This window comes from Pseudomonas sp. B21-010 (genome assembly GCF_024749325.1).
Classification (GTDB): Bacteria; Pseudomonadota; Gammaproteobacteria; order Pseudomonadales; family Pseudomonadaceae; genus Aquipseudomonas; species Aquipseudomonas kilonensis.
On record NZ_CP087198.1, the window covers coordinates 278967 to 305737 of the forward strand.

Below are 26771 nucleotides of genomic sequence, written 5' to 3' on the forward strand. Positions count from 1 at the left end.
CTCAGACTCCTTGTGAATCAGCGGGGGCCACTTCCAGCAGCAAACCCTTGCGGGTGATGACTCGCACCGCTTGCCCAGGCCGCAGCGGCGTTGCGCTTGCCACCTGCCAGCGTTCGCCTTCCAACTGGACCCAGCCATGATGATGATTGCCGGCCTGCAACGCAGTCACCATCGTGACGCTGCCCAACAGCGCCGCATCGCCGCTGACAGGCTGGCGCGGTCGTGTTTTCAACGCACGGACCAACAGGACGATCAGCAGCAAGGCGCTGACCAGGCCCAGGCCGAGCATCAGCGGAACCGGGACATCGGCGTTGGTCAGGATGACCGCGCCAATCACACACAGGACAATGCCACCCAGCCCCGCGACACCATAATTGGGCAGGGCCGCCTCGAAGACCAGCAAGGCCACGCCAACGGCAACCAGCCAGAAACCCAGGGAATCGGTGCCTGGCAGCACGAGGCCATCGGCGCCGAACGCGGGCCCGCTGATCGCCAGCAGCGCAACCGTCAACCAGTGAATGTTCACAGCACCCTCCGCAACGTGTATTCGTCGGGATGTTATTCAAAGTCTAGTCGAGTCGAGGGTTGATTGAATTTTGATCAGTCTGGCGGTCGTCGAGGGGCTAGACTGCGGAGAAACACCCCGCCATCTCCATTATGTTCAGGAGGCCCGTATGGAAACCCCAATTCACCCTCTTTCCGCATTATTCAAGCAACTGGGCTTGCCCGATGACGCTCAGGGAATTGATCAATTTATAACCAGTCATTCGCCCCTCAAGCCTGGGCTGCACCTGGCCGATGCGTTTTTCTGGAGCGAGGGCCAGCGGCAAATGCTGCGCGACGAGATCCTCGAGGATGCGGACTGGGCGGAAGTGATCGACCAGTTGGATGTGTTGTTGCGCAAGGGGCGTAGCGAGTGAGACCGACGCAATACCTGTGGGAGCGAGCTTGCTCGCGATAGCGGTATGTCTGTTACATCGATGTCGACTGACCGTTCGCTATCGCGAGCAAGCTCGCTCCCACAGGGTGGAGCGTTTATTCTTTTCAGGTCTTAACAAATAGCTTCTTATTCCTTAAATAATATAGCTCTCCTCCCTATACTCGTCCGGGAACAGACACGCAGGAGAGCACCCATGCGCAACGAATCGATTCGCTACCTGATTGTGCCGGGCTGGCAAGGATCGCCGGAAAATCATTGGCAAACCCACTGGCAGAACAGCCTGCCCAACAGCGCCAGGGTCGAGCAGGCCGACTGGGTCACGCCTCGGCGTGAAGATTGGGTCGCGGCGCTGGCCGAGGCCGTGGCCGCCGACAGCACGCCAGTGATCCTGATTGCCCATAGCCTGGGCTGCATCACGGTGGCCCATTGGGCCGCCACCGCGCCGGTGCAGTTCCTGCGGCAGGTACGTGGGGCGTTGCTGGTGGCGCCGGCGGATGTCGAGCGGCCGGCCTGCGTTCCGGCGCTGCGCAACTTCGCGCCGATTCCCACTGATCTGTTGCCGTTCCCAAGCCAAGTGGTCAGCTCCGACAACGACGCCGCCGTGAGCGCCCCGCGCGCCCTGGAATTGGCCCGTAACTGGGGCGCCGAGGCCGGGATTCTGTCCGGGGCGGGGCATATCAACGTGAAGTCCGGTCACCAGCGTTGGGAGCAGGGTTTCGCTTACCTCTATCGCCTGCAAAACCGCATGGAGCATCACGCCCTGCGTCGCGCCTGAATTTTTAGCGCCCCCCGTCTCCCGGCGGTCTGGGGCGGGAGCCTGCCATGAGTTTGCATGAAACCTTCGGTCAGCCCTTGCTGACCTTTCCCGATGCGGAAAAAAGCCCCCTGAGCATTCGCGCCAAGGCGCTGGTGTTCGTCGACCCTCGTTCGCGGCAGTTGCGCCAGGCGTTGGAGCAACTGGCGCCGCGTGCGGTCTCGGTGTTGATACGCGGTGAAACCGGTAGCGGCAAGGAACTTCTGGCCCGGCATATCCACCGCGAAAGTGATCGCGGTGGGTTGTTTGTGTCGGTCAACTGCGGCGCCATCAGCCCGACCTACGCCGACGCCGAACTGTTCGGCTATGCCGCCGGCAGCTACAGCGGTTCGGCCAGCAGCCGGGCCGGTTGGTTTGGTTCGGCCAACGGCGGCACCCTTTACCTGGATGAAATCGGTGATTTGCCGCTGCCGATCCAGATCAAATTGCTGGCGGCCCTAGAAAACCATGAAGTCACCCGTGTGGGTGCGCATCAGCCCAGCCCGGTGGATGTCCGCCTGGTGGCAGCGACCAGCATCGACCTGGCGCAAGCGGTGGCGGCCGGGAAATTCCACGAACGGCTCTACCATTACCTTGGCGAAGGCCAACTGGAACTGCCGGCCCTGCGTGAGCGGGTGGGCGATATCCTGTCCCTGGCCGAATATTTCCTGGGCATCTACAGCCAGCGACTCGGCCTCAGCGTGCCGCTGATCAGTGAAGCGGCGCAGTCCGCTCTCGAGCGGCACAGTTGGCCGGGCAACACCCGCGAGCTGGAAAACGTCATTCACTTCGCATTGCTGGTGAGCACGGGGGATGAGATTTTGCCGGAGCACTTGAATCTGCCGTCCCAGCCTTCAGCCCTGGAGCTGATTGATCAGCAGGTGGCGCAGGTCATTGCCCAGGGTTCGCAAGCCGAGCGCGAAGCCCTCAAGGCGCTGCTCAATCGCTTGGAGCAAACGCTATAGAGCACACCTCGCTTGGCCTGCAGGAGCTGTGTAGGAGCTGTGTAGGAGCTGTCGAGTGCAACGAGGCTGCGATCCTTCCCCAGACAATTGAGTCGCAAGCGAAAGATCAAGATCAAGATCAAAAGATCGCAGGCTTCGCCAGCTCCTACACAGAGCGGGAGCAAGCTCCCTTGCCACAAAAACGGTGTTTTTCTATATGAGTAAAATGAATATGAACTTGAATAAAAGATATTGTTAAGGAATAAAAAATATCGGTATTGTCCGCTTCACGCCAGCGATAGCACTTCACTGGCACTCCACATTTGGCCGTCGTCCATGACGACAGTGATTTTCGATAAGGACACTGCATGAAAAAGGTTCTGTTGTTCACCGCATTGGCGGCAGCCCTGACCTCTGGCCTGACCCAGGCCGCGGAGAAACTGGTGGTGGCTGCCACCCCGGTGCCCCACGCTGAAATCCTCGAGCTGATCAAGCCGGCCCTGGCCAAAGAAGGCGTGGACCTGGAAATCAAGGTCTTCACCGACTACGTCCAACCCAACGTACAGGTTGATCAGAAGCGCCTGGACGCCAACTACTTCCAGACCCTGCCGTACCTGACGAACTTCAACGAAGGCAAAGGCACCCATCTGGTGACCGTGGTCGGCGTTCACGTCGAACCGTTCGGCGGCTATTCGAAGAAGTACAAAAAATTGGCTGATCTGCCAAACGGCGCAACCATCGCGCTGCCTAACGAAGGCAGCAACAGCGGCCGTGCCCTGATCCTGCTGCAGAAGGCTGGCCTGATCGAGTTGAAAGACCCGAAAAACGCTTTGGCGACGCCGAAAGATATCGCCAAGAATCCGCACAACTTCAAGTTCAAGGAACTGGAGTCGGCCATGCTGCCGCGCGTGCTGGACCAGGTCGACCTGGACCTGATCAACACCAACTATGCCCTGGAAGCGGGTCTTAACCCGGCCAAGGATGCACTGGTGATCGAAGGCGCGGATTCGCCTTACGTCAACTTCCTGGTGGCCCGTCCTGACAACAAGGACAGCCCGGCCATCCAGAAACTGGCCAAGGCCCTGACCAGCCCTGAAGTGAAGGCATTCATCGAGAAAAAATACAGCGGTGCGGTACTGCCGGCGTTCTGATTCGCGCGGTAAACCCTTTCACGGTTTCAAACGCCGACGGCTGATACAGCGTCGGCGTTTTTTATTGTGGGAGCGAGCTTGCTCGCGATGGCGGCTGATCAGTAACGCTGATGTGACTGACAGGCCGCTATCGCGAGCAAGCTCGCTCCCACAGGGGGTAGATCAGGCCACCCCGCTCTTCAACGCCCGGCGCAACGCCACCAACAATTTCACTATTTCCCGCGGTTCCAGTCGCTGCGGCACTTTTACGTCAGCCATGTTTTCTTCCTTGTAATGGTGAGGGAGATGTCGAAAAAAGATCCTCCCTGCGGCGCAAGAAAAATAGTCGTCTTTACCCGTTGCGGCAAATCCGGGGGATAGTTTTTTGCGTGATATCAATATGCTTTAACGGTATTTAAATTACCTTTCTTATGCCATTAAAGTCAGTGCCTGCCGAGTAGCTATCCGCTGCCCATGGACCGCACTACCGCCGCTTACCGAGCGGCGTCCAGGATGTTCAATGAACTTCGATTACGCTTTTATCCTCAGCACCCTCCCGGCGTTTCTCAAGGCTGTGGGCGTGACGCTGCAGGTCGGCTTTATCGCCATCGCCACATCGCTGCTGGTGGCGCTGGTCAACGCGACGATCCTGGTGTTGCGCACGCCGTACCTGCAACGCCTGGTGGGGCTGTACGTGGAACTGGCCCGCAACACGCCGCTGCTCATCCAGCTGTTCTTCGTCTACTTCGCATTGCCGGCGCTGGGTATCAAGGTGTCGGGGTTTGCGGCGGCGATCATCACCATGACATTCCTGGGCGGTGCCTACCTCACGGAAGTGCTGCGTGCGGGCGTGGATGCGGTGCCCCAGGCGCAGTTGGAATCCGGTCGCTCCATCGGGCTGTCCCACGGCCAATTGTTGCGCTACGTGATCTTGCCGCAGGCCGGGATCCTCAGCCTGCCGTCGCTGTTCGCCAACTTCATTTTCCTGCTGAAGGAGACCACGGTGGTCTCGGCCGTGGCGGTGCCGGAGATTCTCTACACCACCAAAAGCTACATCGCCCTCTACTACAAGACCTACGAAATGCTCGCCGTGCTGACGCTGATTTGCGTGCTGCTGTTTTTGCCACTGTCGCTGCTGCTCGGCCGTCTGGAAAGGAGGCTCCAGCATGGCCAGTTCGGGTCTTGAGTTGCTGTGGGTGTCGTTGCCGCAACTGGGCAAGGGCGCTGCGCAAACCCTGTCGATTTCCTTCCTGAGCATCGCCATCAGCACCGTTGGCGGCGTGCTTTACGGCGTGTTGCGTACGCTGGGCGTGAAGTGGTTGGACACCGTCCTGCGGGTCTACCTGGAGCTGTTTCGGGCGATCCCGGTGCTGGTCTGGTTGTACTTGCTGTTCTTCGGCTTGCCGATATTTTTTGGCCTGAGCATTCCAAGTTTCTGGTGCGCGGTCCTGGTGCTGTCGTTGTGGGGCGCCAGTGAAGTCGGCGAAGTAGTGCGCGGCGCCTTGCATTCGTTGCCGCGCGGCCAACGGGAGGCAGGCTTGTCGATCGGGCTGAGCGATCCGCAACTCTACGGCCATGTACTGCTGCCGCAAGCGCTGAGACGCATGACGCCGCCGACCATCAATGTCTATACGCGCATCATCAAGACCAGCTCCCTGGCCGTGCTGATCGGCGTGGTGGACGTCATCAAGGTCGGCCAGCAGATCATCGAACGCACCTACGAATCCGTGCTGATCTACGGCGCGTTGTTCCTGTTTTTCTTTTTCATTTGCTACCCGCTCTCGGCCGCCTCGCGCGTGCTGGAGCGGCGCTGGACGCAAGCATGAGCGCATTGATTGAGTTCAAGGGTTTCAACAAGTTTTTCGGCGAGCAACAGGTGCTGGACGGCATCGACCTGCAAGTACAGCCAGGCGAAGTGATCGTCATCCTCGGCCCCAGTGGCTGCGGCAAAAGCACCTTGCTGCGTTGCCTCAACGGGCTGGAAGTGGCCCACAGCGGCAACCTGACATTCGCCGGTCGCGAGTTGCTGGACAAGGGCACCGACTGGCGCGAAGTGCGGCAGCAGATCGGCATGGTGTTCCAGAGCTACCACCTGTTCCCGCACATGAGCGTGCTCGATAACTTGCTGCTTGGCCCGGTCAAAGTGCAAAAACGCAACCGCCGCGAGGCGTGCGGCCAGGCCGAAGCCTTGCTGGCCCGAGTGGGCCTGCTGGACAAGCGCGATGCCTTTCCACGCCAGCTCTCCGGCGGCCAGCAGCAACGCATCGCCATCGTGCGTTCGCTGTGCATGAACCCCAAGGTCATGTTGTTCGATGAGGTCACCGCCGCCCTCGACCCGGAAATGGTCAAGGAGGTGCTGGAAGTCATCCAGGGCTTGGCCCGCGACGGCATGACGCTGTTGATCGTCACCCACGAAATGGCCTTCGCCCGCGCCGTGGCTGACCGTATCGTGTTCATGGATGCCGGGCGAATCCTTGAACAGAACCCTCCCGAGATTTTCTTTACGAACCCGCAAACCGCACGAGCGCAGCAGTTCCTGGAGAAGTTCTCCTACGTCGCCGCACTACCCAAAACGACTCAAACAAAGGAACTGGAACTGTCATGAAAACTGCCAAGTCTTCTCTGCTGCTACTGCCGTTGCTCGCCGCCTTCCTGCTGGCCGGCTGCAACAAAACCGAAGAACCGCCGAAGCCGAACGTCGCCGACCAAAGCACCGCGCCGGCCGGCTACCTGGACAAAATCAAGGCGCGGGACAAGTTGATCGTCGGCGTCTTCACTGACAAGCCACCGTTTGGCTTCGTCAATGAGGCGGGGCGGTATGTCGGCTTCGATACCGATATCGGCCGTCGCTTTGCCAAGGACCTGCTCGGCGATGAAAACAAGGTCGAGTTCGTCGCGGTCGAGCCGGCGAGCCGGATTCCGTTCCTGCAAAGCGACAAGGTCGACCTGATCCTGGCCAACATGACCGTGACCCCGGAGCGCAAGGAAGCGGTGGAGTTCACCAACCCGAATCTGAAAGTCGCGGTGCAGGCGCTGGTGCCACAAGCCAGCTCGGTGAAAAGCCTCGATGACCTGGCGACCCGTACCACCATCGTCACCACCGGCACCACGGCGGATATCTGGCTGACCAGGAATCACCCGGACTGGAAACTGCTCAAGTTCGAGAAAAACTCCGAGTCCCTGCAAGCATTGGCCAACGGTCGTGGCGATGCTTATGCCCAGGACAATCTGGTGTTGTTCAGTTGGGCCAAGCAGAACCCCGGCTATCGCGTGCTGGAGCAGACGCTGGGCGCCGAAGCGCCGATCGCACCGGCGGTGAAGAAGGGCAATATCGAGCTGCGTGATTGGGTCAACGCCGAGTTGGCGAAGCTGGGTGAAGAGAAGTATTTGCTCAAGCTGTACGATCAGTACGTGCGCAAGGAATTGAGCGATGACACCAAGCCTGAGAGCGTGATCGTCGAGGGGGGCAAGTGGCAGGGGTGATTCGCTGATTTTGTTTAGGCCTTCCGATAGCTATCGCGAGCAAGCTCGCTCCCACAGGGGGAATTGTGTTCGACCGCAATTCCCCCTGTGGGAGCGAACTTGCTCGCGATTCGGTTGATCAGGCGCCACTCAATCCGGCCAATGCCACGCCGGCTCATCCAACACCCGTTGCCCGACAATCCCGGTCTGCCCAAGCTCTTTTTCCAGCACGATGCAATTGCAGTCTTCATCCTGCTCCAGGGCGGCGATCAGGCGCGTGGCGTGGGACACCACCCAGACCTGGCAATTGACTGAAGCCCGGATGATCAGCCGCGCCAAGGCCGGCAACAGATCGGGGTGCAGGCTGGTTTCCGGTTCATTGAGCACCATCAGCGAGGGCGGTCTTGGTGTGAGCAGGGCGGCCACCAGCAACAGATAGCGCAGGGTCCCGTCCGACAGTTCGGCGGCGGACAGCGGCCGCAGCAGGCCATGCTGTTGGAACGCGATGGCGAAACGTCCGCCTTGCAGTTTCTCGATGTGCAGTTGGGCACCGGGGAATGCGTCGCCGATGGCGGCGTGCAAGGCCTCGACGTCACCGATCTCAAGGATGGTCTGCAACGCGGCGGCCAGATCGCGTCCGTCGTGGTGCAGCACCGGCGTGCGGGTGCCCAATTGCGGTTGGCGCACCGGGGCGTCGGCATCGCTGCGAAAATGATCGTAGAAGCGCCAGCGACGAATGAACTCGCGCATCTGCAAGACCTCTGGCGAAGTGCGCAGGCTGCCGACCTGGTCGAACAGGCTGTCGAAGGTCGGCGTGTGCTGGGCCAGCACATCCCAGGAGCGGCCTTCGCGGGCACGGATCATCGGCCCGTTGCGGTCCACCAGCAGGCTGGCCGGCCGAAACACCGGGCCGGCCCAGATGCATTCGCGCTTGATTTCAGGGTCCAGTGAAAACGCTGAACGACTGGGCTCCGGCAAGCCCAGGGCGATGCAATAGCTGAAGTCCTCTCCGGCGAAGCCCAGGCGCAGGCGCTTGGTGCCCTGGCGCACAATCGCCTGGACCGGCACTTCGCCGTTACGCATGCGCCGGCTGATTTCTTCCGGCCCGGCCCAGAAGGTCGAGTCCAGTCCGCCTTCGCGGGCCAGGGCGTTGACCACCCCGCCCTGGGCCGTCTCTGCCAACAGGCGCAGGGCGCGGTACAGATTGGACTTGCCGCTGCCGTTGGGACCGGTGATCAGGTTAAGCCGGCCCAGGGGGATGACCAGCTTGTTGATCGATCGATAGTTGGCCACCGCCAATGTCTTGAGCATGGGCAGACTCCTGCTGCATGGGTTCGTAGGAGCTGTCGAGCGAAGCGAGGCTGCGATCTTTCCGAACCCCATTGATTCTCAAGTGAAAGATCAAAAGATCGCAGCCTCGCTTCGCTCGGCAGCTCCTACAGGCGGCGATCAGTTTGCCTGATTTGCTGCACCCGTTGTATTCGTGGAACCCTGTTCTAAGCTCACAGTCGTATCGTCACTGGTACGTCCGTACAACGCAAAGGAGTCTGCATGGCTGGTCCCGGAATCAAATTGATGATTGGTTTGGGCGTGTGCGTGTTGTTGACGGGGTGCGGTGATAAGAAGCCCGAAGAAAAAGCCCTGCCACGGGTTTTCGTGCAGCAAGCCGTGCCCAGCGAATACGCCGCTTCGGTGACCTTGACCGGCGATGTCCAGGCGCGGGTGCAGGCCGACCTGTCGTTTCGCGTGGGCGGCAAGATCATCGAGCGCAAGGTCGATGTCGGCGCCCGGGTTTCGGCCCGGCAAGTGCTGGCCCGGCTCGATCCTCGGGACCTGCAGACCAACGTTGACTCCGCCGAGGCCCAGGTGGCCGCCGAGCAGGCGCGGGTCAAGCAGAGTGCGGCGGCGTTCGTGCGCCAGCAGAAACTCTTGCCCAAGGGCTACACCAGCCAGAGCGAATACGACGCCGCCCAGGCTCAACTGCGCAGCAGCCAGAGTGCGCTGACCGCCGCCCAGGCCCAACTGGCCAACGCCCGCGAACAACTGAGCTACACCGCACTGATTGCCGAGGCCCCGGGCATCATCACCGCGCGCCAGGCGGAAGTCGGCCAGGTGGTGCAGGCCACGGAGCCGATCTTCAGCCTGGCCCGGGATGGCGAACGTGACGCGGTGTTCAACATCTACGAATCGCTGTTGAGCGAACCGCCGTCGGACCCTGCGATCACCATCAGTCTGCTGGATAACCCCGCCATCAAGACCACCGGCACGGTGCGCGAGATCACCCCGGCGGTGTCTGCCCAGACCGGCACCGTGCAGGTCAAGGTCACCCTCGATGATTTACCCGAAGGCATGCACCTGGGCTCGGTGGTCAGTGCCACGGCCAAATCCGCCGGCAAGACCGCCTTCGAGCTGCCCTGGTCGGCCCTGACCAAGAACCTCAGTGACCCGGCCGTGTGGCTGGTGGACGGCGAGGGCAAGGCGCAGTTGCAAACGGTGACCGTCGGCCGCTACCTGACCGGCAAAGTCATCATCAGCGATGGCCTCAAGGGCGGTGAGAAAATCATCACCGCAGGCGGGCAATTGCTACACCCGGGCGTGCGCGTCGAGATCGCTGAAAACACCTCTGGAAAAACCACGCCGGGAGCCCAGCCATGAAGCGTTTATGGATGGTTTCGGCCGGCCTCTTGCTGGCCGCCTGCTCCAAGGAAGAAGCGCCACCCGAACCGGTGCGCCCGGTGTTGTCCGTTGAAGTCAGGGCCCTCGACCAGCAGGCGCTTGGGCGGTTCGCCGGGAATATCCAGGCCCGCTACGAGAGCAACGTGGGTTTCCGCGTGCCAGGACGGATCGCCAGTCGCAATGTCGACGTCGGCGCGGAGGTGAAGAAGGGCGACCTGCTCGCCACGCTCGACCCTACCGACCAGCAGAACCAGTTGCGCGCCGCCGAGGGCGATCTGGCGCGGATCGAGGCGCAGTACATCAATGCCCAGGCCAATGCCCGCCGCCAGCAGCAATTGTTCGACCGTGGCGTCGGTGCCCAGGCGCAACTGGACATCGCCCAGACCGACCTGAAAACCACTGGCGCCTCTCTCGAACAGGCCAAGGCCTCGGTGGAGCAGGCCCGCGACCAGCTCAACTACAGCGGACTGCACACTGACCACGACGCCGTCGTCACGGCCTGGAATGCCGAAGCCGGGCAGGTGGTCACCGCCGGCCAGCAAGTGGTGACCCTGGCCCGCCCGGACATCAAGGAGGCGGTGATCGACCTGCCGGCCGGGCTGGTCGAGCGCCTGCCCACGGACGTGGTGTTCGAGGTCGCCGCGCAGTTGGACCCGAGCATCCACACCACCGCTACCGTGCGCGAGATCGAACCCCAGGCCCAGAGCGCCACCCGCACCCGCCGCGCACGCCTGACGTTGGCCGATACACCGCCAGGTTTTCGCCTGGGCACGGCCATCAGCGTGACCCTGAGCTCGACCATCGAACCGCGCATCGAGCTGCCACTCAGCGCGTTGCAAGAGATCGACGGCAAGGCGCGCATCTGGCTGGTCGACCCGCAAACCCAGACCGTCTCGCCCCGTGATGTACGGATTCTCGAACGTTCGGCCAACTCGGTGCTGGTGGCCAACGGCATCAAGGCCGGCGATCGCGTGGTCAGCGCCGGGGTGAACAGTCTCCAGCCGGGGCAGAAAGTGAAACTCGACGAGGAAGCACGATGAAAGGGCCTTTCAATCTGTCCGAATGGGCCCTGCGGCATCAGTCGTTCGTCTGGTACCTGATGTTCGTGGCATTGTTGATGGGCGTGTTTTCGTACATGAACCTGGGGCGCGAAGAAGACCCATCGTTCACCATCAAGACCATGGTCATCCAGACCCGTTGGCCTGGCGCGACCCAGGAAGAAACCCTCAGGCAGGTCACCGACCGCATCGAGAAAAAACTCGAAGAGCTCGATTCCCTCGACTACGTCAAAAGCTACACCCGACCGGGGGAGTCGACGGTGTTCGTGTACCTGCTCGACACCACCGGGGCCAAGGAAATCCCCGAGATCTGGTACCAGGTGCGCAAGAAGATCAACGACATTCGCGGCGATTTTCCTGACGGCCTGCAAGGGCCCGGGTTCAACGACGAGTTCGGCGATGTCTACGGTTCGGTGTACGCCTTCACCGGCGATGGCCTGTCGATGCGCCAGTTGCGCGACTATGTCGAACAGGTGCGCGCCGAGATCCATGACGTCCCGGGCCTGGGCAAGGTCGAGATGGTGGGCGAGCAGGACGAAGTGCTCTACCTGAACTTCTCCACACGCAAACTTGCCGCCCTGGGGATCGACCAGCGCCAAGTCGTGCAAAGCCTGCAAACCCAGAACGCCGTGACCCCGGCCGGGGTCATCGACGCCGGGCCCGAGCGGATTTCCGTGCGCACGTCCGGGCAGTTCCAGTCGGAAAAAGACCTGGCCAACGTCAACCTGCGGCTCAATGACCGCTTCTATCGACTGGCCGACATCGCCGATATCAGCCGCGGTTACGTTGACCCTGCCACGCCGATGTTCCGTTTCAACGGTACACCGGCCATCGGCCTCGCCATCGCAATGAAGAAGGGCGGCAACATCCAGGATTTCGGCAAGGCGCTGCATGCGCGCATGACTGAACTGACCGCCGACCTGCCGGTGGGCGTTGGCGTGCACACCGTGTCGGACCAGGCCGAGGTGGTGGAAGAGGCAGTCGGCGGTTTTACCAGCGCCTTGTTCGAGGCGGTGATCATTGTATTGGTCGTCAGCTTCATCAGCCTTGGCGTACGGGCCGGGCTGGTGGTGGCCTGTTCGATTCCGCTGGTGCTGGCGATGGTCTTCCTGTTCATGGAATACAGCGGCATCACCATGCAGCGGATTTCCCTCGGCGCGTTGATCATCGCCCTCGGCCTGCTGGTGGACGACGCAATGATCACCGTGGAAATGATGGTCACGCGCCTGGAAAAAGGCGACACCAAGGACCAGGCCGCGACGTTCGCCTATACCTCGACAGCGTTCCCGATGCTCACCGGGACCCTGGTGACCGTGGCCGGTTTCGTGCCCATCGGCCTGAACGCCAGTTCCGCCGGTGAGTACACCTTCACCCTGTTCGCGGTCATCGCCGTGGCGATGCTGGTGTCATGGATCGTCGCGGTGTTGTTTGCCCCGGTGATCGGCGTGCACATCCTCAGCACCAACGTGAAACCCCACAGCGCCGAGCCGGGGCGGATCGGCCGGGCGTTCAACGGTGGCCTGCTGTGGGCGATGCGCAATCGCTGGTGGGCCATCGGCATCACCGTGCTGCTGTTCGTGCTGTCGGTGTTTTGCATGCGTTTTGTGCAGAACCAGTTCTTCCCGTCCTCGGACCGGCCGGAAATCCTGGTGGACCTCAACCTGCCGCAAAACGCCTCGATGGACGAGACCCGCCGGGCGGTCGATCGCCTGGAAGCGACCCTCAAGGGCGACCCGGACATCGAGCGCTGGAGCACCTACATCGGCGAAGGCGCGATTCGCTTTTACCTGCCGCTGGACCAGCAACTGCAGAACCCGTACTACGCGCAACTGGTGATTGTCAGCAAGGGCCTGGAGTCGCGCACGGCCCTCACCGAGCGCCTGCAAAAGCGTCTGCGTGAGGATTTCGTCGGGATTGGCAGCTACGTGCAGGCCCTGGAAATGGGCCCGCCGGTGGGCCGGCCGATCCAGTACCGGGTCAGCGGCAAGGACATCGACCAGGTGCGCAAGCATGCGATCGAGCTGGCCACCGAGCTGGACAAGAACTCGCACATTGGCGAAATCATTTACGACTGGAACGAACCGGGCAAGGTGCTGCGCATCGACATCGCCCAGGACAAGGCGCGGCAGTTGGGCTTGTCTTCCGATGATGTGGCCAGGCTGATGAACAGCATCGTCAGCGGCTCGCCCGTGACCCAGGTCAACGACGATATTTACCTGATCGACGTGGTTGGCCGTGCCGAAGATGCCGAGCGTGGTTCGCCGGAAACCCTGCAGAACCTGCAAATCGTCACCCCGGGTGGCAACTCGATTCCGTTGCTGGCGTTCGCCACGGTGCGCTATGAACTGGAACAGCCCTTGGTGTGGCGTCGTGACCGCAAGCCGACCATCACCATCAAGGCCGCGGTGCGTGACGAGATCCAGCCCACCGACCTGGTCAAGCAACTGCAACCGGCCATCGACAAGTTCGCCGCCGGCCTGCCAGTGGGCTACAAGGTCGCCACGGGCGGTACGGTGGAAGAGAGCAGCAAGGCCCAAGGGCCGATCGCCAGTGTCGTGCCTCTGATGCTGTTCTTGATGGCGACCTTCCTGATGATCCAGCTGCACAGCGTGCAGAAACTGTTCCTGGTGGCGAGCGTCGCGCCCCTCGGGTTGATCGGCGTGGTGCTGGCGCTGGTGCCAACGGGCACGCCCATGGGCTTCGTGGCGATCCTCGGGATCCTCGCGTTGATTGGCATCATCATCCGTAACTCGGTGATCCTGGTGACCCAGATCGATGAATACGAACGTGACGGCTACGAGCCCTGGGATGCGGTGGTGGAAGCCACCGAGCACCGGCGCCGACCGATCCTGCTCACGGCGGCTGCGGCGAGCCTGGGGATGATCCCGATTGCCCGGGAAGTGTTCTGGGGGCCGATGGCCTACGCGATGATCGGCGGGATCATCATCGCCACCCTGTTGACGCTGCTGTTCCTGCCGGCGCTGTATGTGGCCTGGTACAAGATCCGCGAGCCGAAGCGTGATTGAGTTGGCCTTGAATCATGGGGGCTGCTGCGCAGCCCATCGCGAGCAAGCTTTGCTCCCACAGTGGATCGTTGCGAGTTCAGGATTTTGAACTCACTGTAGATCTGCTGTGGGAGCAAAGCTTGCTCGCGATAGGGCCCGTCCAGCCACCGAGGACTTCTTATTTGCGCAACAACCGCAACCCATTGAACACCACCAGCAAACTCACCCCCATGTCGGCGAACACCGCCATCCACATGGTGGCGAACCCGGCGAAGGTGAACCCGAGGAAGATCGCCTTGATCACCAACGCCAAGGCAATGTTCTGTTTCAGGATGCTTGAAGTCTGCCGCGACAGGCGAATGAACGCCGGGATCTTGCGCAGATCATCGTCCATCAAGGCGACATCGGCGGTTTCGATGGCCGTGTCGGTGCCGGCCGCCGCCATGGCGAAACCGATTTCCGAACGGGCCAGGGCCGGGGCGTCATTGATACCGTCACCGACCATGCCGACGCGGTGACCCTGGGCGTACAACGCTTCGATGGCTTGCAGCTTGTCTTCGGGCAACAGGTCGCCCCGCGCCTGGTCCATGCCCACCTGCGCGGCAATTGCGTCGGCGGTGTGGGCGTTATCGCCGGTGAGCATCAGGGTCTTGATGCCCAGGTCATGCAGTTGCCGGATGGCTTCGCGGCTGGAATCCTTCACGGTGTCGGCCACGGCAAACAGCGCCAAGGGGCCGGTAGCGTCGAGCAGCAGCACCACGGACTTGCCTTGTTTTTCCAAGGCGAAGAGTTTCTCTTCCAGTTCGGGGGAGCACAGGCCAAGGTCTTCCACGAGGCGGTGATTACCCAGGTGATAAGTCTGCCCGCCGATGTCGCCGCGCACGCCGCGCCCGGCAAGCGCCGCAAAGTTATCCACAGCCTGCTGTGCCAGTTGCTTATCCACAGCCGCGTTGGCAATCGCCCGGGAAACCGGGTGGTCGGAGCGGGCCGCGAGGCTGGCGGCGAGGGCCGGAGCGGTGGTTTCCACGCTCGGGGCCAGCGCCACATAGTCGGTTTGCACCGGCTTGCCGTGGGTGATCGTGCCGGTCTTGTCCAGGGCCAGGTAGTCGAGCTTGTAGCCGCCCTCCAGGTACACGCCGCCCTTGACCAGGATGCCTTTGCGCGCGGCGGCAGCGAGGCCGCTGACGATGGTCACGGGGGTGGAAATCACCAGCGCGCAGGGGCAGGCGACCACCAGCAGCACCAGCGCCCGGTAGATCCAGTCGAACCATGCCGCGCCCATGAACAACGGTGGGATGACGGCCACGGCCAAGGCCAGGACAAACACCGCCGGGGTGTAGATTTTCGAGAACTGGTCGACGAAGCGCTGAGTCGGCGCGCGGGAGCCCTGGGCCTGTTCCACGGCGTGGATGATTCGCGCCAGCGTGGAGTGATCGGCCGCCGCGGTCACGGTGTATTCCAATTCGCCGGCCTGGTTGATGGTGCCGGCGAACACCTTGTCGCCGATGGTTTTTTCCACCGGCAGGCTCTCGCCCGTGATCGGTGCCTGGTCAATGGTCGAACGACCGGCGACCACGTCGCCGTCCAGGCCAACCCTTTCGCCCGGGCGAACCCGTACCCGCGCACCGAGTGCGATGACTTTTACGTCTTGTGCCTGCCAGCTGCCATCGGCCTGTTGCACGGTGGCCTGTTCCGGGGCCATCTGCATCAGGCCGCTGATGGCGTTGCGCGCCCGGTCCAGGGATTTGGCTTCGATCAGCTCGGCCACGGTGAACAGGAACATCACCATCGCCGCTTCCGGCCATTGGCCGATCAGCACGGCGCCGGTCACGGCGATGCTCATCAACGCATTGATGTTCAGGTTGCGGTTTTTCAGGGCGATCCAGCCCTTTTTGTAGGTACCCAGGCCACCGCTGAGGATCGACACCAATGCCACCACTGCGACCACCCAGTTTGGCGCGGCGTTGGTGAAGTGGATCACCTCGGCGCCCAGGGCTGTCACGCCGGACAGCGCCAGCGGCCACCAGGGCTTGGCCGGGGCGGGCAAGTCAGGGGTGGCTTTCTCTTTGCCTGGAGTCATCGGCTCGGCCCGCATCCCTAAGGATTCGATGGCCTTGATGATCGGCGCGTCGCTCGGCAAATCGTGGGTTACGCCCAGCACGCGGTTGATCAGGTTGAAATCCAGTTGCTGCACGCCTTCGAGCTTGCCGAGCTTGTTCTGGATCAGCGTCTGTTCGGTGGGGCAGTCCATGGCTTCGATGCGGAAACTGCTCAGCCGCGCACCGTCCGTCGGCGTTTTGCCGAGGATGACCTGCGACGGGGCTGCTTTCGATGCGCAGCAGGAATGCCCGTGGTCATGGCCGTGGTCGGGTTTGTGGATGTGAAGGGAATCGCTCATCGGGTGACGTCCGTGAAAAGTGCCTGTTGCACAGTAAAGACCCTATAGCCACTATAGGGTCAAGCACCTATTTGGGAGGTCGCAGCATGAAGATCGGAGAACTGGCGAAAATCACCGACTGCCAGGTCGAAACCATCCGCTACTACGAGCGCGAAGGCTTGCTGCCGGAACCGGCCCGTAGCGACGGCAATTACCGCGTCTACACCCAGGCCCATGCCGAGCGGCTGACGTTCATCCGCAATTGCCGCACCTTGGACATGACCCTGGAAGAAATCCGCAGCCTCCTGGCTCTGCGTGACAGCCCCCAGGACCAGTGCGAAAGCGTCAACGCGCTGATCGACGAGCACATCCAACACGTCAAGGCCCGCATCGACGGCCTGCTGGCCTTGCAGACGCAACTGATCGACCTGCGCCATCGTTGTGGCGAAGGGCCGGACCTGGATCAATGCGGGATCTTGCAGCGGTTGGAGGTGAGTGGCGCGGTGGCGCCGGAGGTGGAGCATTCGCATGTGGGGCGTAGTCACGGGCATTGAGCCCTTGCCACCAATCCCCAATACACAGAGTCGCCTATGGGAGCAAAGCTTTGCTCCCATAGGCCTGCACACAGGGGTGATGGTGGGATCCTTTTAGACCGCCATCGGCGCGGTCATCGGCGCGTGGTGCTGGTAGCCTTCGAGGGAGAAGTCGCTCGGCTCCACCAGCTCCAGCCACTCAGGCTGGTACACACCGGTCTTGGCAAACTCCGGCACACGCTCGGAAATCACCAGCTTGGGCATCGGGAACGGCTCGCGGGTGAGCTGTTCGTTGAGCATGTCCAAGTGGTTTTCATAGACGTGGGCGTCGCCGATGAAATAGGTGAACCAGCGCGGCGTGTAGCCGGTCAGGCGGCCGATCAGGCTCAGCAGTGCGGCGCCTTCGGTGAGGTTGAACGGTGTGCCCAGGCCCAGGTCGTTGGAGCGGATGTAGAGGGTCAGGGAGATTTCCTTGGTCTCGACATTCGGGTGGAACTGGTAGAGCAGGTGACACGGCGGCAGGGCCATCTCATCGAGCTGGGCGCAGTTCCAGCCGTGGAACAGGATGCGCCGGCTGCCCGGGTCCTTGATGATGGTGTCGATGCACTGGCGAACCTGGTCGATGGCCTTGTACAGCACCACGTAGGCCTGGCCGTTTTCTTCGCCTTCGGCAATCTGCCGGTAGCCCTGGGCCAGTGTCTGCTCGATGGCCGCCGGGTTGCTCAGGGGAATCTGTTTGTAGGCCGGCCATTTGCGCCATTGCACGCCGTAGATCTCGCCCAGGTCGTCTTCGCCCTGGCGGAACGGGTTGGCCAGCCACTGGGCGTTTTCGTTGGCGTTCTGGTCCCAGACCTTGCAGCCCAGGGCACGGAATTCGGCGGCATTGTTCACGCCGCGCAGAAAGCCGCACATCTCGCCGATGGCCGATTTGAAGGCCATCTTGCGAGTGGTGATGGCCGGGAAGCCTTTCTTCAGGTCATAGCGCAGCATAGCGCCGGGGAGGCTGATGGTATTTACGCCCGTGCGGTTGGCTTGTCGGGTGCCGTGCTCGATGACGTCGGCCACCAGATCGAGATATTGCTTCATGGGTTACCTGTGTCCTTGAACCCGGGGCCAGCGCCCCGGGGTTCGAATTTTAAACCTTGGCCGCCGCAGCTGGCGCACGATGATAAGCCAGCCAGATCAGCGCCAGGCCGCCGACGATCATCGGCAGGCACAGCACCTGGCCCATGGTCAGCCAGTTCCACGCCAGATAGCCGAGCTGGGCGTCCGGGACGCGGACGAACTCAACGATGAAGCGGAAGATACCGTAAAAAAGGGCGAACATACCCGACACCGCCATGGTTGGCCGCGGCTTGCGCGAAAACAGCCATAGAATCAGGAATAGTGCCACACCCTCGAGGGCGAACTGGTACAGCTGCGACGGGTGGCGCGGCAACTGCGCCGGGTCGCTGAACGGCGGGAAGATCATCGCCCACGGCACGTCGGTCGGCTTGCCCCACAGCTCGGCATTGATGAAGTTGCCGATACGCCCGGCGCCCAGGCCGATCGGCACCATCGGCGCGACGAAGTCCATCAGCTCGAAAAACGATTTGTTGTTGCGCTTGCCGAACCACAACGCCGCCAGCATCACGCCGATGAACCCGCCGTGGAACGACATGCCGCCTTTCCAGACTTCAAAGATCAGCGTCGGGTTGGCCAGGTACGCACTCAGGTCATAGAACAGCACGTAGCCCAGGCGCCCGCCGACGATCACGCCCATGGACAGCCAGAACACCAGGTCGGAGAGCTTTTCCTTGTTCCAGGTCGGGTCGAAACGGTTGAGCCGGCGCGACGCCAGCAACCAGGCGCCGCCGATGCCGACCAGGTACATCAGGCCGTACCAGTGGATTTTCAGCGGGCCGATGGCCAGGGCCACCGGATCGATCTGCGGGTAAGGCAGCATTGATATTCCTCGTAAACGTCAAAAATACCCGGGCGACGCTGCCACCTCGGGATTAAGCCAGGATTGCGTCAGAACAGGAAACTCAAGCCGACGCAGAATAGCAGGGCGGCGAACAGCCGCTTGAGCAAGCGCGGCGACAGGCGATGGGCCAGCCGCGCACCGAAGCGGGCGAAGACCATGCTGGTCAGGGCGATGCCCAGCAGCGCCGGCAAATACACAAAACCGAGACTATGGGCCGGCAGCAGCGGATCGTGCCAGCCCAGAATCATGAAACTTAAAGCACTGGCCAGGGCGATCGGCAAACCGCAGGCCGATGAGGTCGCCACCGCTTGCTGCATCGGCACGCTGCGCCAGGTCAGGAAGGGGACGGTCAACGAACCGCCGCCAATGCCGAAAATCGCCGAGGCCCAGCCGATCACCGTGCCTGCCAAGGTCAGTCCGACTTTGCCGGGCACCGTGCGGCTGGCCTTGGGCTTGAAGTCCAGGGCCAGTTGCACGGAGACGATCATGGCGAATACACCAATGATCTTTTGCAGGTGCGGGCCGGAAATCGCTTCGGCGGTGACGGCGCCGAAACCGGCACCGATCAGGATTCCAACGGTCATCCAGGCGAAAATCGGCCAGCGCACCGCGCCTTTGCGCTGGTGCTCACGCACGGCATTGACCGAGGTAAAGATGATCGATGCCAGCGAGGTGCCGACGGCCAGGTGCGTCAACACCTGCGGGTCGAAACCCTGCAGGGTGAAACTGAACACCAGCACCGGGACGATGATCATCCCGCCCCCCACGCCGAACAACCCGGCCAACACGCCGGCGCAGGCGCCGAGCAGCAGATAGAGCAAAAATTCCACCAGCGTCTCCCCGTCCATCCCTGAAATAAGAGCGGCATGGTAACGGATCGAGGGGCTTGGGCTCTACTGAAGGCGATGGATGCATGATGGAGGTATGGGTAGAGTAGGTGCAACGCGTGGTTTTTGTGGCGAGGGAGCTTGCTCCCGTTGTAGGAGCTGTGTAGGAGCTGTCGAGTGCAACGAGGCTGCGATCTCTCCACTGGCAATTGAGTCGCAAGCGAAAGATCAAGATCAAAAGATCGCAGGCTTCGCCAGCTCCTACAGAGCCCAGCGGGAGCAAGCGCCCTCGCCACAAAAGCAGTGTTCGGCTTTATTCTTTCAATGGATTGGCATTGTTAACGGGACAACCTGATGTGCCTGATCGTATTTGCCTGGCGCCCCGGCCATGCCCGGCCGCTGATCGTGGCGGCCAACCGCGACGAGTTCTATGCCCGGCCGACCTTGCCCCTGGCCCAGTGGCCTGATGCGCCCCATGTGCATGCTGGTCGCGACCTGGAGGCTGGCGGCACCTGGCTTGGCATTGGCGCCGAAGGGCGCTTTGCGGCGCTGACCAACATCCGTGACCCGGGCCAGTTACCGGCATTCAAGTCGCGCGGCGAACTGGTGGCGCGGTTCCTGACCGGCAATCTTTCGATTGCCGAGTATTTGAGCGAAATCGTGCCCCGCGCCAGCGAGTATGGCGGGTTCAACCTGCTGCTCGGCGATGGCGTCGAGTTGTGGCACCACAACGCCCGCGATGCCCAGCCGCAGCGGTTGGGCGAGGGGCTCTATGGCTTGTCGAACGCTGGGTTGAACACGCCATGGCCCAAGTTGCTCAAGGCCCGCGCGGCGCTGGGCGAGGTGCTGGACGATCCGCAGCCCGAGGCACTGCTTACGCTGCTGAACGACCCGCAGCCTGCTCCGGTGGCTGAGCTGCCTGATACGGGGGTGGGCGTGGCGACCGAGATGCTGCTATCGAGTGTGTTCATCGCCAGCCCGGCCTACGGGACGCGGGCGAGTACGGCGCTGATTGTCCATGCCGATGGGACGCGGCAGATGGTCGAGCGCAGTTTCGGGCCGCATGGGGGACATTTGGGGGAGGTGGCGCTGCACATTTGATTCAGCCCTGTAGGAGCTTGTAGGAGCTGTGTAGGAGCTGACGAGCGAAGCGAGGCTGCGATCTTTCCCCAGACACTTGAATCTCAAGCGAAAGATCAAAAGATCAAAAGATCAAAAGATCGCAGGCTTCGCCAGCTCCTACAGAGCCCAGCGGAAGCAAGCTCCCTCGCCACAGGTGCTCGTGCCTAGAGAGTCTTGTTCGAAGCCGGATTGATCATCCGCGCCAACCCAAGGTTCTTCAGCGCCAGTTGCAAGGAGCTGTGGATCACTTGCGGGTTGTCGATGGTCATCACCTCCGCGAGCAATTCCTGGGCCTTGCTGAGGTTGATCTGGCGCAGCATCCATTTCACTTTCGGCAGGTTGGTGGCGTTCATCGACAAGCTGTCGAACCCCATCGCCATCAGCAGTACTGCGGCGGCCGGGTCGCCGGCCATTTCGCCGCAGATGCTCACCGGCTTGCCTTCGGCATGGGCGTCACGCACCACGTTCTGCAAGGCTTGCAGCACCGCCGGGTGCAGGTAGTCGTACAGATCCGCGACCCGCGGGTTGTTGCGGTCCACGGCCAGCAGGTACTGGGTCAGGTCGTTCGAGCCCACCGACAGGAAGTCCACCTGCCGTGCCAGTTCCTTGGTCTGGTACACCGCCGCCGGAATTTCGATCATCACGCCCACTGGCGGCATCGGTACATCGGTGCCTTCGTCGCGTACTTCGCCCCAAGCCCGGTGGATCAGGTGCAGGGCTTCTTCCAGTTCATGGGTGCCGGAAATCATCGGCAGCAGGATGCGCAGGTTGTTCAGGCCTTCGCTGGCCTTGAGCATGGCGCGGGCCTGGACCAGGAAGATTTCCGGGTGGTCGAGCGTCACGCGAATACCGCGCCAGCCGAGGAACGGGTTGTCTTCCTTGATCGGGAAGTAGGACAGGGATTTGTCGCCGCCAATGTCCAGGCTGCGCATGGTCACCGGTTGCGGGTGGAACGCGGCCAGTTGTTCGCGGTAGATCGCCAGCTGTTCCTTTTCGCTGGGGAAGCGCTGGTTGATCATGAACGGCACTTCGGTGCGGTACAGGCCCACACCCTCGGCGCCACGTTTCTGCGCCCGGGCCACGTCGGCCAGCAGGCCGGTGTTGACCCACAGTGGCATGCGGTGGCCGTCGAGCGTCACGCACGGCAGGTCCCGCAGCGCATCCAGGCCCAGGGACAGTTGCTTTTCTTCCTCGACCACATCGGCAAACTGCTTGCGCAGCACGTCGCTGGGGTTGGTGTAGACCTCGCCGTGGTAGCCGTCGACGATCATCTGGATGCCGTCGACCTTGGAGTACGGCAGGTCCACCAGGCCCATCACCGTCGGGATGCCCATGGCCCGGGCCAGGATCGCCACGTGGGAGTTGCCCGAACCCAATACCGAGACCAGCCCCGCCAGCTTGCCTTCGGGCACTTCGCCGAGCATGGCCGGGGTCAGCTCTTCACTGACCAGGATGGTGTTGTCGGGGTAGACCAGGGTCTGTTGGCGCTCTTGCTGCAAGTAGGCCAGCAACCGGCGGCCCAGGTCCTTGACGTCCGAGGCCCGCTCGCGCAGGTAGGCGTCGTCCATCAGTTCGAAACGGTTGACGTGGTCGGTCACCACCTGGCGCAGCGCGCCCTGGGCCCACTGACCGGTCTTGATGACGGTGGTCACTTCGCTGCCCAGGGAGGCATCGTCGAGCATCATCAGGTAAACGTCGAACAGCGCGCGCTCTTCAGGGCGCAGCTGCGTCGCCAGCTTGGCCGACAGGGCGCGCATGTCGGCGCGTACGCCTTCGATGGCGGTCTTGAACAAGCCCAGCTCGGCGTCGATATCGGCGATGGCCTTGTCCGGCACCACGTCCAGGTCGGCGGGCGGCAACATGACCACCGCCGTGCCCACCGCCGCGCCGGGTGAACCCGGTACGCCGACGAACTTGGCTTCCTGGATGCCCTTGCCCTGGCGACCCAGGCCGCTGATCGAGCCGGTGGCCTCGGCGTGGGCGATAACCCCGGCCAGTTGCGCGCTCATGGTCACGAGGAAGGCTTCTTCACCTTCGTCGAACTGGCGGCGCTCTTTTTGCTGGATGACCAACACGCCGACGACGCGGCGGTGGTGGATGATCGGTGCCCCGAGGAACGAGGCGTAGCGTTCTTCGCCGGTTTCGGCAAAGTAGCGGTAGCGCGGGTGATCCGCGGCGTTTTCGAGGTTCAGGGGTTCTTCGCGTGTGCCGACCAGACCGACCAGGCCTTCATTGGGGGCCATGCTGACTTTGCCGATGGAGCGCTTGTTCAAGCCCTCGGTGGCCATCAACACGAAACGATTGGTCTCGGGATCCAGCAGGTAGACCGAGCAGACCTGGCTGCCCATGGCCTCTTTGACACGCAATACAATAATCCCCAACGCCGCCTTGAGATCCTTGGCGGAGTTAACTTCCTGGACGATCTTGCGCAGCGTATTGAGCATGGCTCGGGGTCGAACTCCGTCGTCAGTCGCGCGTCAGCAGGCGCGGGGCAAGCTCTTTGAGAGCGCGTCGGTACACTTCGCGCTTGAATGTCACCACCTGGCCCAACGGATACCAATAGCTGACCCAGCGCCAGCCATCGAACTCCGGTTTACCGGTCAAATCCATCCGCACCCGCTGCTCGTTGGAGATCAGGCGCAGGAGAAACCATTTCTGCTTCTGGCCGATGCACAGCGGTTGGCTGTGCGTCCTGACCAGGCGTTGCGGCAAACGATAGCGCAACCAGCCGCGGGTGCAGGCGAGTATTTCGACATCTTCTCGCTCAAGCCCCACTTCTTCGTTCAACTCGCGGTACAAGGCCTCTTCCGGCGTCTCCTGGGGGTTGATCCCGCCCTGAGGAAACTGCCAGGCGTCTTGATTGATACGGCGAGCCCATAGCACCTGCCCTGCATCATTCGTAAGAATGATCCCCACATTGGGGCGGAAACCATCGGGGTCGATCACGGCAACAACCTCGCAAACGCATGTCGCCGCATTGTTCCACAAAGGTTGTGAAAGCAGCAACGAGCCCGCCTAGCTTATGTGCACTCTTGTGAAAAGTCCGTATTCTGGACGCCTTTCTTCAGATTTTTCAGCGAGTAACTGCAATGCGGCTGGCTTTATTCGACTTGGATAACACATTGCTGGGCGGCGACAGCGACCACGCGTGGGGCGATTACCTGTGCGAGCGCGGTTTCCTGGACGCTGTCACCTACAAGGCACGCAACGACGAGTTCTACCAGGATTACCTGGCCGGCAAGCTCGACAACGCCGAGTACCTGAATTTTTGCCTGGAAATCCTCGGCCGTACCGAAATGGACGTGCTGGCCCAGTGGCACCTGGACTACATGCGCGACTGCATCGAGCCTATCGTGTTGCCCCAGGCCGTCGAATTGCTGAAAAAACACCGTGACGCTGGCGACAAGCTGGTGATCATCACCGCCACCAACCGCTTTGTCACCGGGCCGATTGCCGAGCGCCTGGGCGTCGAGACCCTGATCGCCACCGAGTGCGAGATGATCGACGGGCGCTACAGCGGACGCAGCACGGATGTCCCGTGCTTTCGCGAGGGCAAGGTGACCCGGCTGAACCGTTGGCTGGAAGAGACCGGGCATTCGCTTGACGGCAGCTATTTCTACAGCGACTCGATGAATGACCTGGCGCTGCTGGAGGTGGTGACGCATCCGGTGGCGGTGGATCCGGATCCGAATCTTCGGGCCGAGGCCCAGAAGCGGGGTTGGCCGGTGATTTCGTTGCGCGGCTGAAATAGCTATCGCGAGCAGGCTCGCTCCCACAGGGGATTTGCGTCGATCACACAATCTCTGTGGGAGCGAGCTTGCTCGCGATGGGGCCGCCGCGGTCCAAAGCCTTAAACCGGCTTGGCCCCCATCAACCCCGCAATGGCGATAAAGCAGACAACACTGAACAGCGCCAAGGCAAAGGTAAACTTCCCGCTACCTCCCGGCGTCTTGCGCAATTTGTTCAGTCGCACCACCAGCCAGAACCCCGCCAGCGCCGCCACGGTGTAGAGCACGCTGGAAGCCAGCAGCCAGGTCTGCCCCAGCGACCAGCCAACCTGATGCACCATCCACCAGCCCGTGAAGGGCAGGCTTGCCAGGGCCAGGATCATCACCAGCCAGATGAACAGCCGCGGACGTTGCAGCGTGCGTGCCGCCGCCGTGGCATCGCCGTTGCGGCGTGTGCGCCAGACCCAGGCGGCCAGCCCCAGGGCACCCGCCAGCAGCAGTACGGTGGCGACGACGTGAGCGATCTTCAGCGCAGTCAATGTTTCCATTGTTGGATTTTCCTCAAGTCTTGCTCACAGCCTAGCCCGGCTTTATCAACCCAGGAACAGTTGATAGGCCGGATTATCGCTTTCATCCCAGTATGGGTAGCCGATTTCTTCCAGGGCAGCCGGCACCAGGTGGCGCTCGTCGTGCGGCACCTGTAGTCCGGCGACCACACGACCATCCGCCGCGCCATGGTTGCGGTAGTGGAACATCGAGATGTTCCAGCGCCCGCCCAGCTTGTTGAGGAAGTTGAACAGCGCGCCCGGGCGTTCCGGGAATTCGAAACGCAGCACCACTTCGTCGATGACATGGGCCGCATGCCCGCCGACCATGTGGCGAATGTGCAACTTGGCCAGTTCATTGTCGGTCAGGTCCAGCACCGGGAAGCCTTGTTCGGTCAGGCTGGCGATCAGCGCGCTGCGCGGGTCGTTTTCCGGGTGGGTCTGCACGCCGACGAAGATGTGCGCTTCACTGCCGGTGTTGTAGCGATAGTTGAATTCGGTGATCTGGCGCTTGCCGACGGCTTCGCAGAACGCCTTGAAGCTGCCCGGCTTCTCGGGGATGGTCACGGCGATGATCGCTTCGCGGCCCTCGCCCAGTTCGGCGCGTTCGGCAACGTGGCGCAAGCGATCGAAGTTGACGTTGGCACCGGAGTCGATGGCCACCAGGGTCTGGCCGCTGACACCCCGCGACTCGACGTATTTCTTGATCCCAGCCACGCCAAGGGCGCCGGCAGGTTCGGTGATCGAGCGGGTATCGTCGTAGATATCCTTGATCGCAGCGCAGATCTCGTCGGTGCTGACGGTGATCACTTCGTCCACGTAGTGCTTGCAGATGTCGAAGGTGTGCTGGCCGATCTGTGCCACGGCGACGCCGTCGGCGAACAGCCCCACGGTCGGCAGGACCACGCGCTCGCCAGCGGCCATGGCCGCTTGCAGGCAATTGGAATCGTCCGGCTCGACGCCGATGATCTTGATGTCCGGGCGCAGGTATTTCACGTAGGCCGCGATCCCGGCAATCAGCCCGCCACCGCCCACCGGGACGAAGATCGCATCCAGGCGCCCCGGGTGCTGGCGCAGGATTTCCATCGCCACGGTGCCCTGCCCGGCAATGGTGTGGGGATCGTCATACGGGTGGATGTAGACGTAGCCTTTTTCGTCGACCAGTTTCAGCGAATAGGCCAGGGCTTCGGGGAACGAGTCACCGTGCAGCACCACCTTGCCGCCACGCGAGCGCACGCCTTCGACCTTGATTTCCGGGGTGGTCTTGGGCATCACGATGGTGGCCTTGACGCCCAGTACCTTGGCCGCCAGGGCCAGGCCCTGGGCGTGGTTGCCCGCCGAAGCCGTGACCACGCCGCGTGCGCGCTCTTCGTCGCTGAGCTGGGTCAGCTTGTTGTAGGCCCCGCGAATCTTGAACGAGAACACCGGCTGCAAGTCTTCGCGCTTGAGCAAAATGCTGTTGCCCAGCCGCTCGGAGAGCTGGCGAGCGGTCTGCAGCGGGGTTTCTACGGCAACGTCGTAAACGCGCGAGGTGAGGATCTTTTTGACGTACTGTTCGAGCATCGGAAAGCATCACTGAGCGGGTTGGGCAGGGCCAAGGAGTCTAACCCGGCTTTTAGCTGGGCGACCACACGAATCCCAAGGTTTTGTTGGGTTATACTCGCG

24 protein-coding genes are annotated in these 26771 nt (G+C 62.0%); 14 read left to right on the forward strand and 10 right to left on the reverse strand.

Annotation, left to right across the window (positions count from 1 at the left end):
- Nucleotide 1 precedes the first annotated feature (1 nt).
- Nucleotides 2–526 (reverse strand): NfeD family protein, encoded by a 525-nt coding sequence (locus LOY50_RS01185; RefSeq protein WP_253470848.1) that lies wholly within the window; start codon nt 524–526, stop codon nt 2–4.
- A gap of 148 nt (nt 527–674) precedes the next feature.
- Between LOY50_RS01185 and LOY50_RS01190 the strand changes: the two genes are divergently transcribed.
- The 8 genes from LOY50_RS01190 to LOY50_RS01225 all read left to right on the forward strand — a co-directional run bounded on the left by LOY50_RS01190 (nt 675) and on the right by LOY50_RS01225 (nt 7290).
- The gene (locus tag LOY50_RS01190; protein WP_214511025.1) at nt 675–920 is read left to right on the forward strand and encodes a DUF2789 domain-containing protein; all 246 of its coding nucleotides are present in this window, start codon (nt 675–677) and stop codon (nt 918–920) included.
- 213 nt (nt 921–1133) lie between these two features.
- Nucleotides 1134–1715, forward strand: coding sequence for an alpha/beta hydrolase (locus LOY50_RS01195; RefSeq protein ID WP_018608891.1), 582 nt, complete (start codon nt 1134–1136; stop codon nt 1713–1715).
- Between the two features lie 47 nt (nt 1716–1762).
- The gene (locus LOY50_RS01200) at nt 1763–2698 is read left to right on the forward strand and encodes a sigma 54-interacting transcriptional regulator (protein WP_253470849.1); all 936 of its coding nucleotides are present in this window, start codon (nt 1763–1765) and stop codon (nt 2696–2698) included.
- A gap of 347 nt (nt 2699–3045) precedes the next feature.
- Nucleotides 3046–3828 (forward strand): MetQ/NlpA family ABC transporter substrate-binding protein, encoded by a 783-nt coding sequence (locus LOY50_RS01205; RefSeq protein WP_253470850.1) that lies wholly within the window; start codon nt 3046–3048, stop codon nt 3826–3828.
- A 499-nt stretch (nt 3829–4327) separates the two neighbouring features.
- A complete protein-coding gene (locus LOY50_RS01210; protein WP_214511022.1) occupies nt 4328–4993 on the forward strand; it encodes an amino acid ABC transporter permease in 666 nt (221 codons plus the stop codon).
- Nucleotides 4974–5633, forward strand: coding sequence for an amino acid ABC transporter permease (locus LOY50_RS01215; protein WP_258690164.1), 660 nt, complete (start codon nt 4974–4976; stop codon nt 5631–5633). The genes LOY50_RS01210 and LOY50_RS01215 overlap by 20 nt, the downstream gene beginning before the upstream one ends.
- Nucleotides 5630–6412 carry an amino acid ABC transporter ATP-binding protein gene (locus LOY50_RS01220; RefSeq protein WP_253470853.1) on the forward strand — a complete coding sequence of 261 codons (783 nt, stop codon included), beginning with the start codon at nt 5630–5632 and terminating at the stop codon, nt 6410–6412. The genes LOY50_RS01215 and LOY50_RS01220 overlap by 4 nt, the downstream gene beginning before the upstream one ends.
- Nucleotides 6409–7290: a transporter substrate-binding domain-containing protein gene (locus LOY50_RS01225; protein WP_258690165.1), complete on the forward strand. Its 882-nt coding sequence runs from the start codon at nt 6409–6411 to the stop codon at nt 7288–7290. Before LOY50_RS01220 ends, LOY50_RS01225 begins: the two co-directional genes overlap by 4 nt.
- A 129-nt stretch (nt 7291–7419) precedes the next feature.
- Here the strand turns inward: LOY50_RS01225 and LOY50_RS01230 are convergent, their stop codons facing one another.
- Complete coding sequence (locus LOY50_RS01230) at nt 7420–8580, reverse strand: AAA family ATPase (RefSeq protein WP_214511018.1); 1161 nt, start codon at nt 8578–8580, stop codon at nt 7420–7422.
- 240 nt (nt 8581–8820) lie between these two features.
- Between LOY50_RS01230 and LOY50_RS01235 the strand changes: the two genes are divergently transcribed.
- Genes LOY50_RS01235 through LOY50_RS01245 form a run of 3 tightly spaced genes read left to right on the forward strand, consistent with a single transcriptional unit; the run spans nt 8821 to nt 14029 of the window.
- The gene (locus LOY50_RS01235) at nt 8821–9924 is read left to right on the forward strand and encodes an efflux RND transporter periplasmic adaptor subunit (RefSeq protein WP_253470861.1); all 1104 of its coding nucleotides are present in this window, start codon (nt 8821–8823) and stop codon (nt 9922–9924) included.
- Nucleotides 9921–10985, forward strand: a complete 1065-nt coding sequence (locus LOY50_RS01240) for an efflux RND transporter periplasmic adaptor subunit (RefSeq protein WP_253470862.1) — start codon at nt 9921–9923, stop codon at nt 10983–10985. Before LOY50_RS01235 ends, LOY50_RS01240 begins: the two co-directional genes overlap by 4 nt.
- Nucleotides 10982–14029: an efflux RND transporter permease subunit gene (locus tag LOY50_RS01245; protein WP_253470864.1), complete on the forward strand. Its 3048-nt coding sequence runs from the start codon at nt 10982–10984 to the stop codon at nt 14027–14029. Before LOY50_RS01240 ends, LOY50_RS01245 begins: the two co-directional genes overlap by 4 nt.
- A gap of 157 nt (nt 14030–14186) precedes the next feature.
- Here LOY50_RS01245 and LOY50_RS01250 read toward each other — a convergent pair whose 3' ends face one another.
- A complete protein-coding gene (locus LOY50_RS01250; RefSeq protein WP_258690166.1) occupies nt 14187–16406 on the reverse strand; it encodes a heavy metal translocating P-type ATPase in 2220 nt (739 codons plus the stop codon).
- A gap of 86 nt (nt 16407–16492) precedes the next feature.
- On the opposite strand from LOY50_RS01250, the gene cadR reads away from it, so the two are divergent.
- Nucleotides 16493–16939 (forward strand): Cd(II)/Pb(II)-responsive transcriptional regulator, encoded by a 447-nt coding sequence (gene cadR, locus LOY50_RS01255; RefSeq protein ID WP_003196623.1) that lies wholly within the window; start codon nt 16493–16495, stop codon nt 16937–16939.
- 93 nt (nt 16940–17032) lie between these two features.
- On the opposite strand, the gene LOY50_RS01260 is transcribed toward cadR, so the two are convergent.
- The 3 genes from LOY50_RS01260 to LOY50_RS01270 all read right to left on the reverse strand — a co-directional run bounded on the left by LOY50_RS01260 (nt 17033) and on the right by LOY50_RS01270 (nt 19714).
- Nucleotides 17033–18004, reverse strand: a complete 972-nt coding sequence (locus LOY50_RS01260; protein ID WP_258690167.1) for a thymidylate synthase — start codon at nt 18002–18004, stop codon at nt 17033–17035.
- Between the two features lie 49 nt (nt 18005–18053).
- Nucleotides 18054–18863 (reverse strand): prolipoprotein diacylglyceryl transferase, encoded by an 810-nt coding sequence (lgt, locus tag LOY50_RS01265; protein ID WP_003196626.1) that lies wholly within the window; start codon nt 18861–18863, stop codon nt 18054–18056.
- A gap of 68 nt (nt 18864–18931) precedes the next feature.
- Complete coding sequence (locus LOY50_RS01270) at nt 18932–19714, reverse strand: sulfite exporter TauE/SafE family protein (RefSeq protein WP_253470878.1); 783 nt, start codon at nt 19712–19714, stop codon at nt 18932–18934.
- A 351-nt stretch (nt 19715–20065) separates the two neighbouring features.
- Here LOY50_RS01270 and LOY50_RS01275 point away from each other — a divergent pair, with 351 nt between their 5' ends.
- Nucleotides 20066–20812: an NRDE family protein gene (locus LOY50_RS01275; protein WP_258690168.1), complete on the forward strand. Its 747-nt coding sequence runs from the start codon at nt 20066–20068 to the stop codon at nt 20810–20812.
- Between the two features lie 185 nt (nt 20813–20997).
- Here the strand turns inward: LOY50_RS01275 and ptsP are convergent, their stop codons facing one another.
- Both ptsP and LOY50_RS01285 read right to left on the reverse strand, forming a co-directional pair.
- A complete protein-coding gene (ptsP, locus tag LOY50_RS01280) occupies nt 20998–23277 on the reverse strand; it encodes a phosphoenolpyruvate--protein phosphotransferase (RefSeq protein ID WP_253470882.1) in 2280 nt (759 codons plus the stop codon).
- 22 nt (nt 23278–23299) lie between these two features.
- Nucleotides 23300–23779 carry an RNA pyrophosphohydrolase gene (locus LOY50_RS01285; protein ID WP_003186867.1) on the reverse strand — a complete coding sequence of 160 codons (480 nt, stop codon included), beginning with the start codon at nt 23777–23779 and terminating at the stop codon, nt 23300–23302.
- 143 nt (nt 23780–23922) lie between these two features.
- On the opposite strand from LOY50_RS01285, the gene LOY50_RS01290 reads away from it, so the two are divergent.
- The gene (locus LOY50_RS01290; protein WP_258690169.1) at nt 23923–24579 is read left to right on the forward strand and encodes an HAD family phosphatase; all 657 of its coding nucleotides are present in this window, start codon (nt 23923–23925) and stop codon (nt 24577–24579) included.
- Between the two features lie 104 nt (nt 24580–24683).
- Here the strand turns inward: LOY50_RS01290 and LOY50_RS01295 are convergent, their stop codons facing one another.
- Nucleotides 24684–25109, reverse strand: a complete 426-nt coding sequence (locus LOY50_RS01295; RefSeq protein ID WP_214511009.1) for a DUF2269 family protein — start codon at nt 25107–25109, stop codon at nt 24684–24686.
- Between the two features lie 45 nt (nt 25110–25154).
- Nucleotides 25155–26669 (reverse strand): threonine ammonia-lyase, biosynthetic, encoded by a 1515-nt coding sequence (gene ilvA / locus LOY50_RS01300; protein ID WP_214511008.1) that lies wholly within the window; start codon nt 26667–26669, stop codon nt 25155–25157.
- Nucleotides 26670–26771: the final 102 nt, after the last annotated feature.

Coding starts and splice junctions, on each gene's coding strand:
- LOY50_RS01245 (WP_253470864.1), top strand. CDS start 10,982: ATGAAAGGGCCTTTCAATCTGTCCGAATGGGCCCTGCGGCATCAGTCG.
- LOY50_RS01290 (WP_258690169.1), top strand. CDS start 23,923: ATGCGGCTGGCTTTATTCGACTTGGATAACACATTGCTGGGCGGCGAC.
- LOY50_RS01190 (WP_214511025.1), top strand. CDS start 675: ATGGAAACCCCAATTCACCCTCTTTCCGCATTATTCAAGCAACTGGGC.
- LOY50_RS01200 (WP_253470849.1), top strand. CDS start 1,763: ATGAGTTTGCATGAAACCTTCGGTCAGCCCTTGCTGACCTTTCCCGAT.
- ilvA (WP_214511008.1), bottom strand. CDS start 26,669: ATGCTCGAACAGTACGTCAAAAAGATCCTCACCTCGCGCGTTTACGAC.
- LOY50_RS01240 (WP_253470862.1), top strand. CDS start 9,921: ATGAAGCGTTTATGGATGGTTTCGGCCGGCCTCTTGCTGGCCGCCTGC.
- lgt (WP_003196626.1), bottom strand. CDS start 18,863: ATGCTGCCTTACCCGCAGATCGATCCGGTGGCCCTGGCCATCGGCCCG.
- LOY50_RS01225 (WP_258690165.1), top strand. CDS start 6,409: ATGAAAACTGCCAAGTCTTCTCTGCTGCTACTGCCGTTGCTCGCCGCC.
- LOY50_RS01250 (WP_258690166.1), bottom strand. CDS start 16,406: ATGAGCGATTCCCTTCACATCCACAAACCCGACCACGGCCATGACCAC.
- LOY50_RS01230 (WP_214511018.1), bottom strand. CDS start 8,580: ATGCTCAAGACATTGGCGGTGGCCAACTATCGATCGATCAACAAGCTG.
- ptsP (WP_253470882.1), bottom strand. CDS start 23,277: ATGCTCAATACGCTGCGCAAGATCGTCCAGGAAGTTAACTCCGCCAAG.
- LOY50_RS01260 (WP_258690167.1), bottom strand. CDS start 18,004: ATGAAGCAATATCTCGATCTGGTGGCCGACGTCATCGAGCACGGCACC.
- LOY50_RS01215 (WP_258690164.1), top strand. CDS start 4,974: ATGGCCAGTTCGGGTCTTGAGTTGCTGTGGGTGTCGTTGCCGCAACTG.
- LOY50_RS01275 (WP_258690168.1), top strand. CDS start 20,066: ATGTGCCTGATCGTATTTGCCTGGCGCCCCGGCCATGCCCGGCCGCTG.
- cadR (WP_003196623.1), top strand. CDS start 16,493: ATGAAGATCGGAGAACTGGCGAAAATCACCGACTGCCAGGTCGAAACC.
- LOY50_RS01210 (WP_214511022.1), top strand. CDS start 4,328: ATGAACTTCGATTACGCTTTTATCCTCAGCACCCTCCCGGCGTTTCTC.
- LOY50_RS01220 (WP_253470853.1), top strand. CDS start 5,630: ATGAGCGCATTGATTGAGTTCAAGGGTTTCAACAAGTTTTTCGGCGAG.
- LOY50_RS01205 (WP_253470850.1), top strand. CDS start 3,046: ATGAAAAAGGTTCTGTTGTTCACCGCATTGGCGGCAGCCCTGACCTCT.
- LOY50_RS01235 (WP_253470861.1), top strand. CDS start 8,821: ATGGCTGGTCCCGGAATCAAATTGATGATTGGTTTGGGCGTGTGCGTG.
- LOY50_RS01195 (WP_018608891.1), top strand. CDS start 1,134: ATGCGCAACGAATCGATTCGCTACCTGATTGTGCCGGGCTGGCAAGGA.
- LOY50_RS01295 (WP_214511009.1), bottom strand. CDS start 25,109: ATGGAAACATTGACTGCGCTGAAGATCGCTCACGTCGTCGCCACCGTA.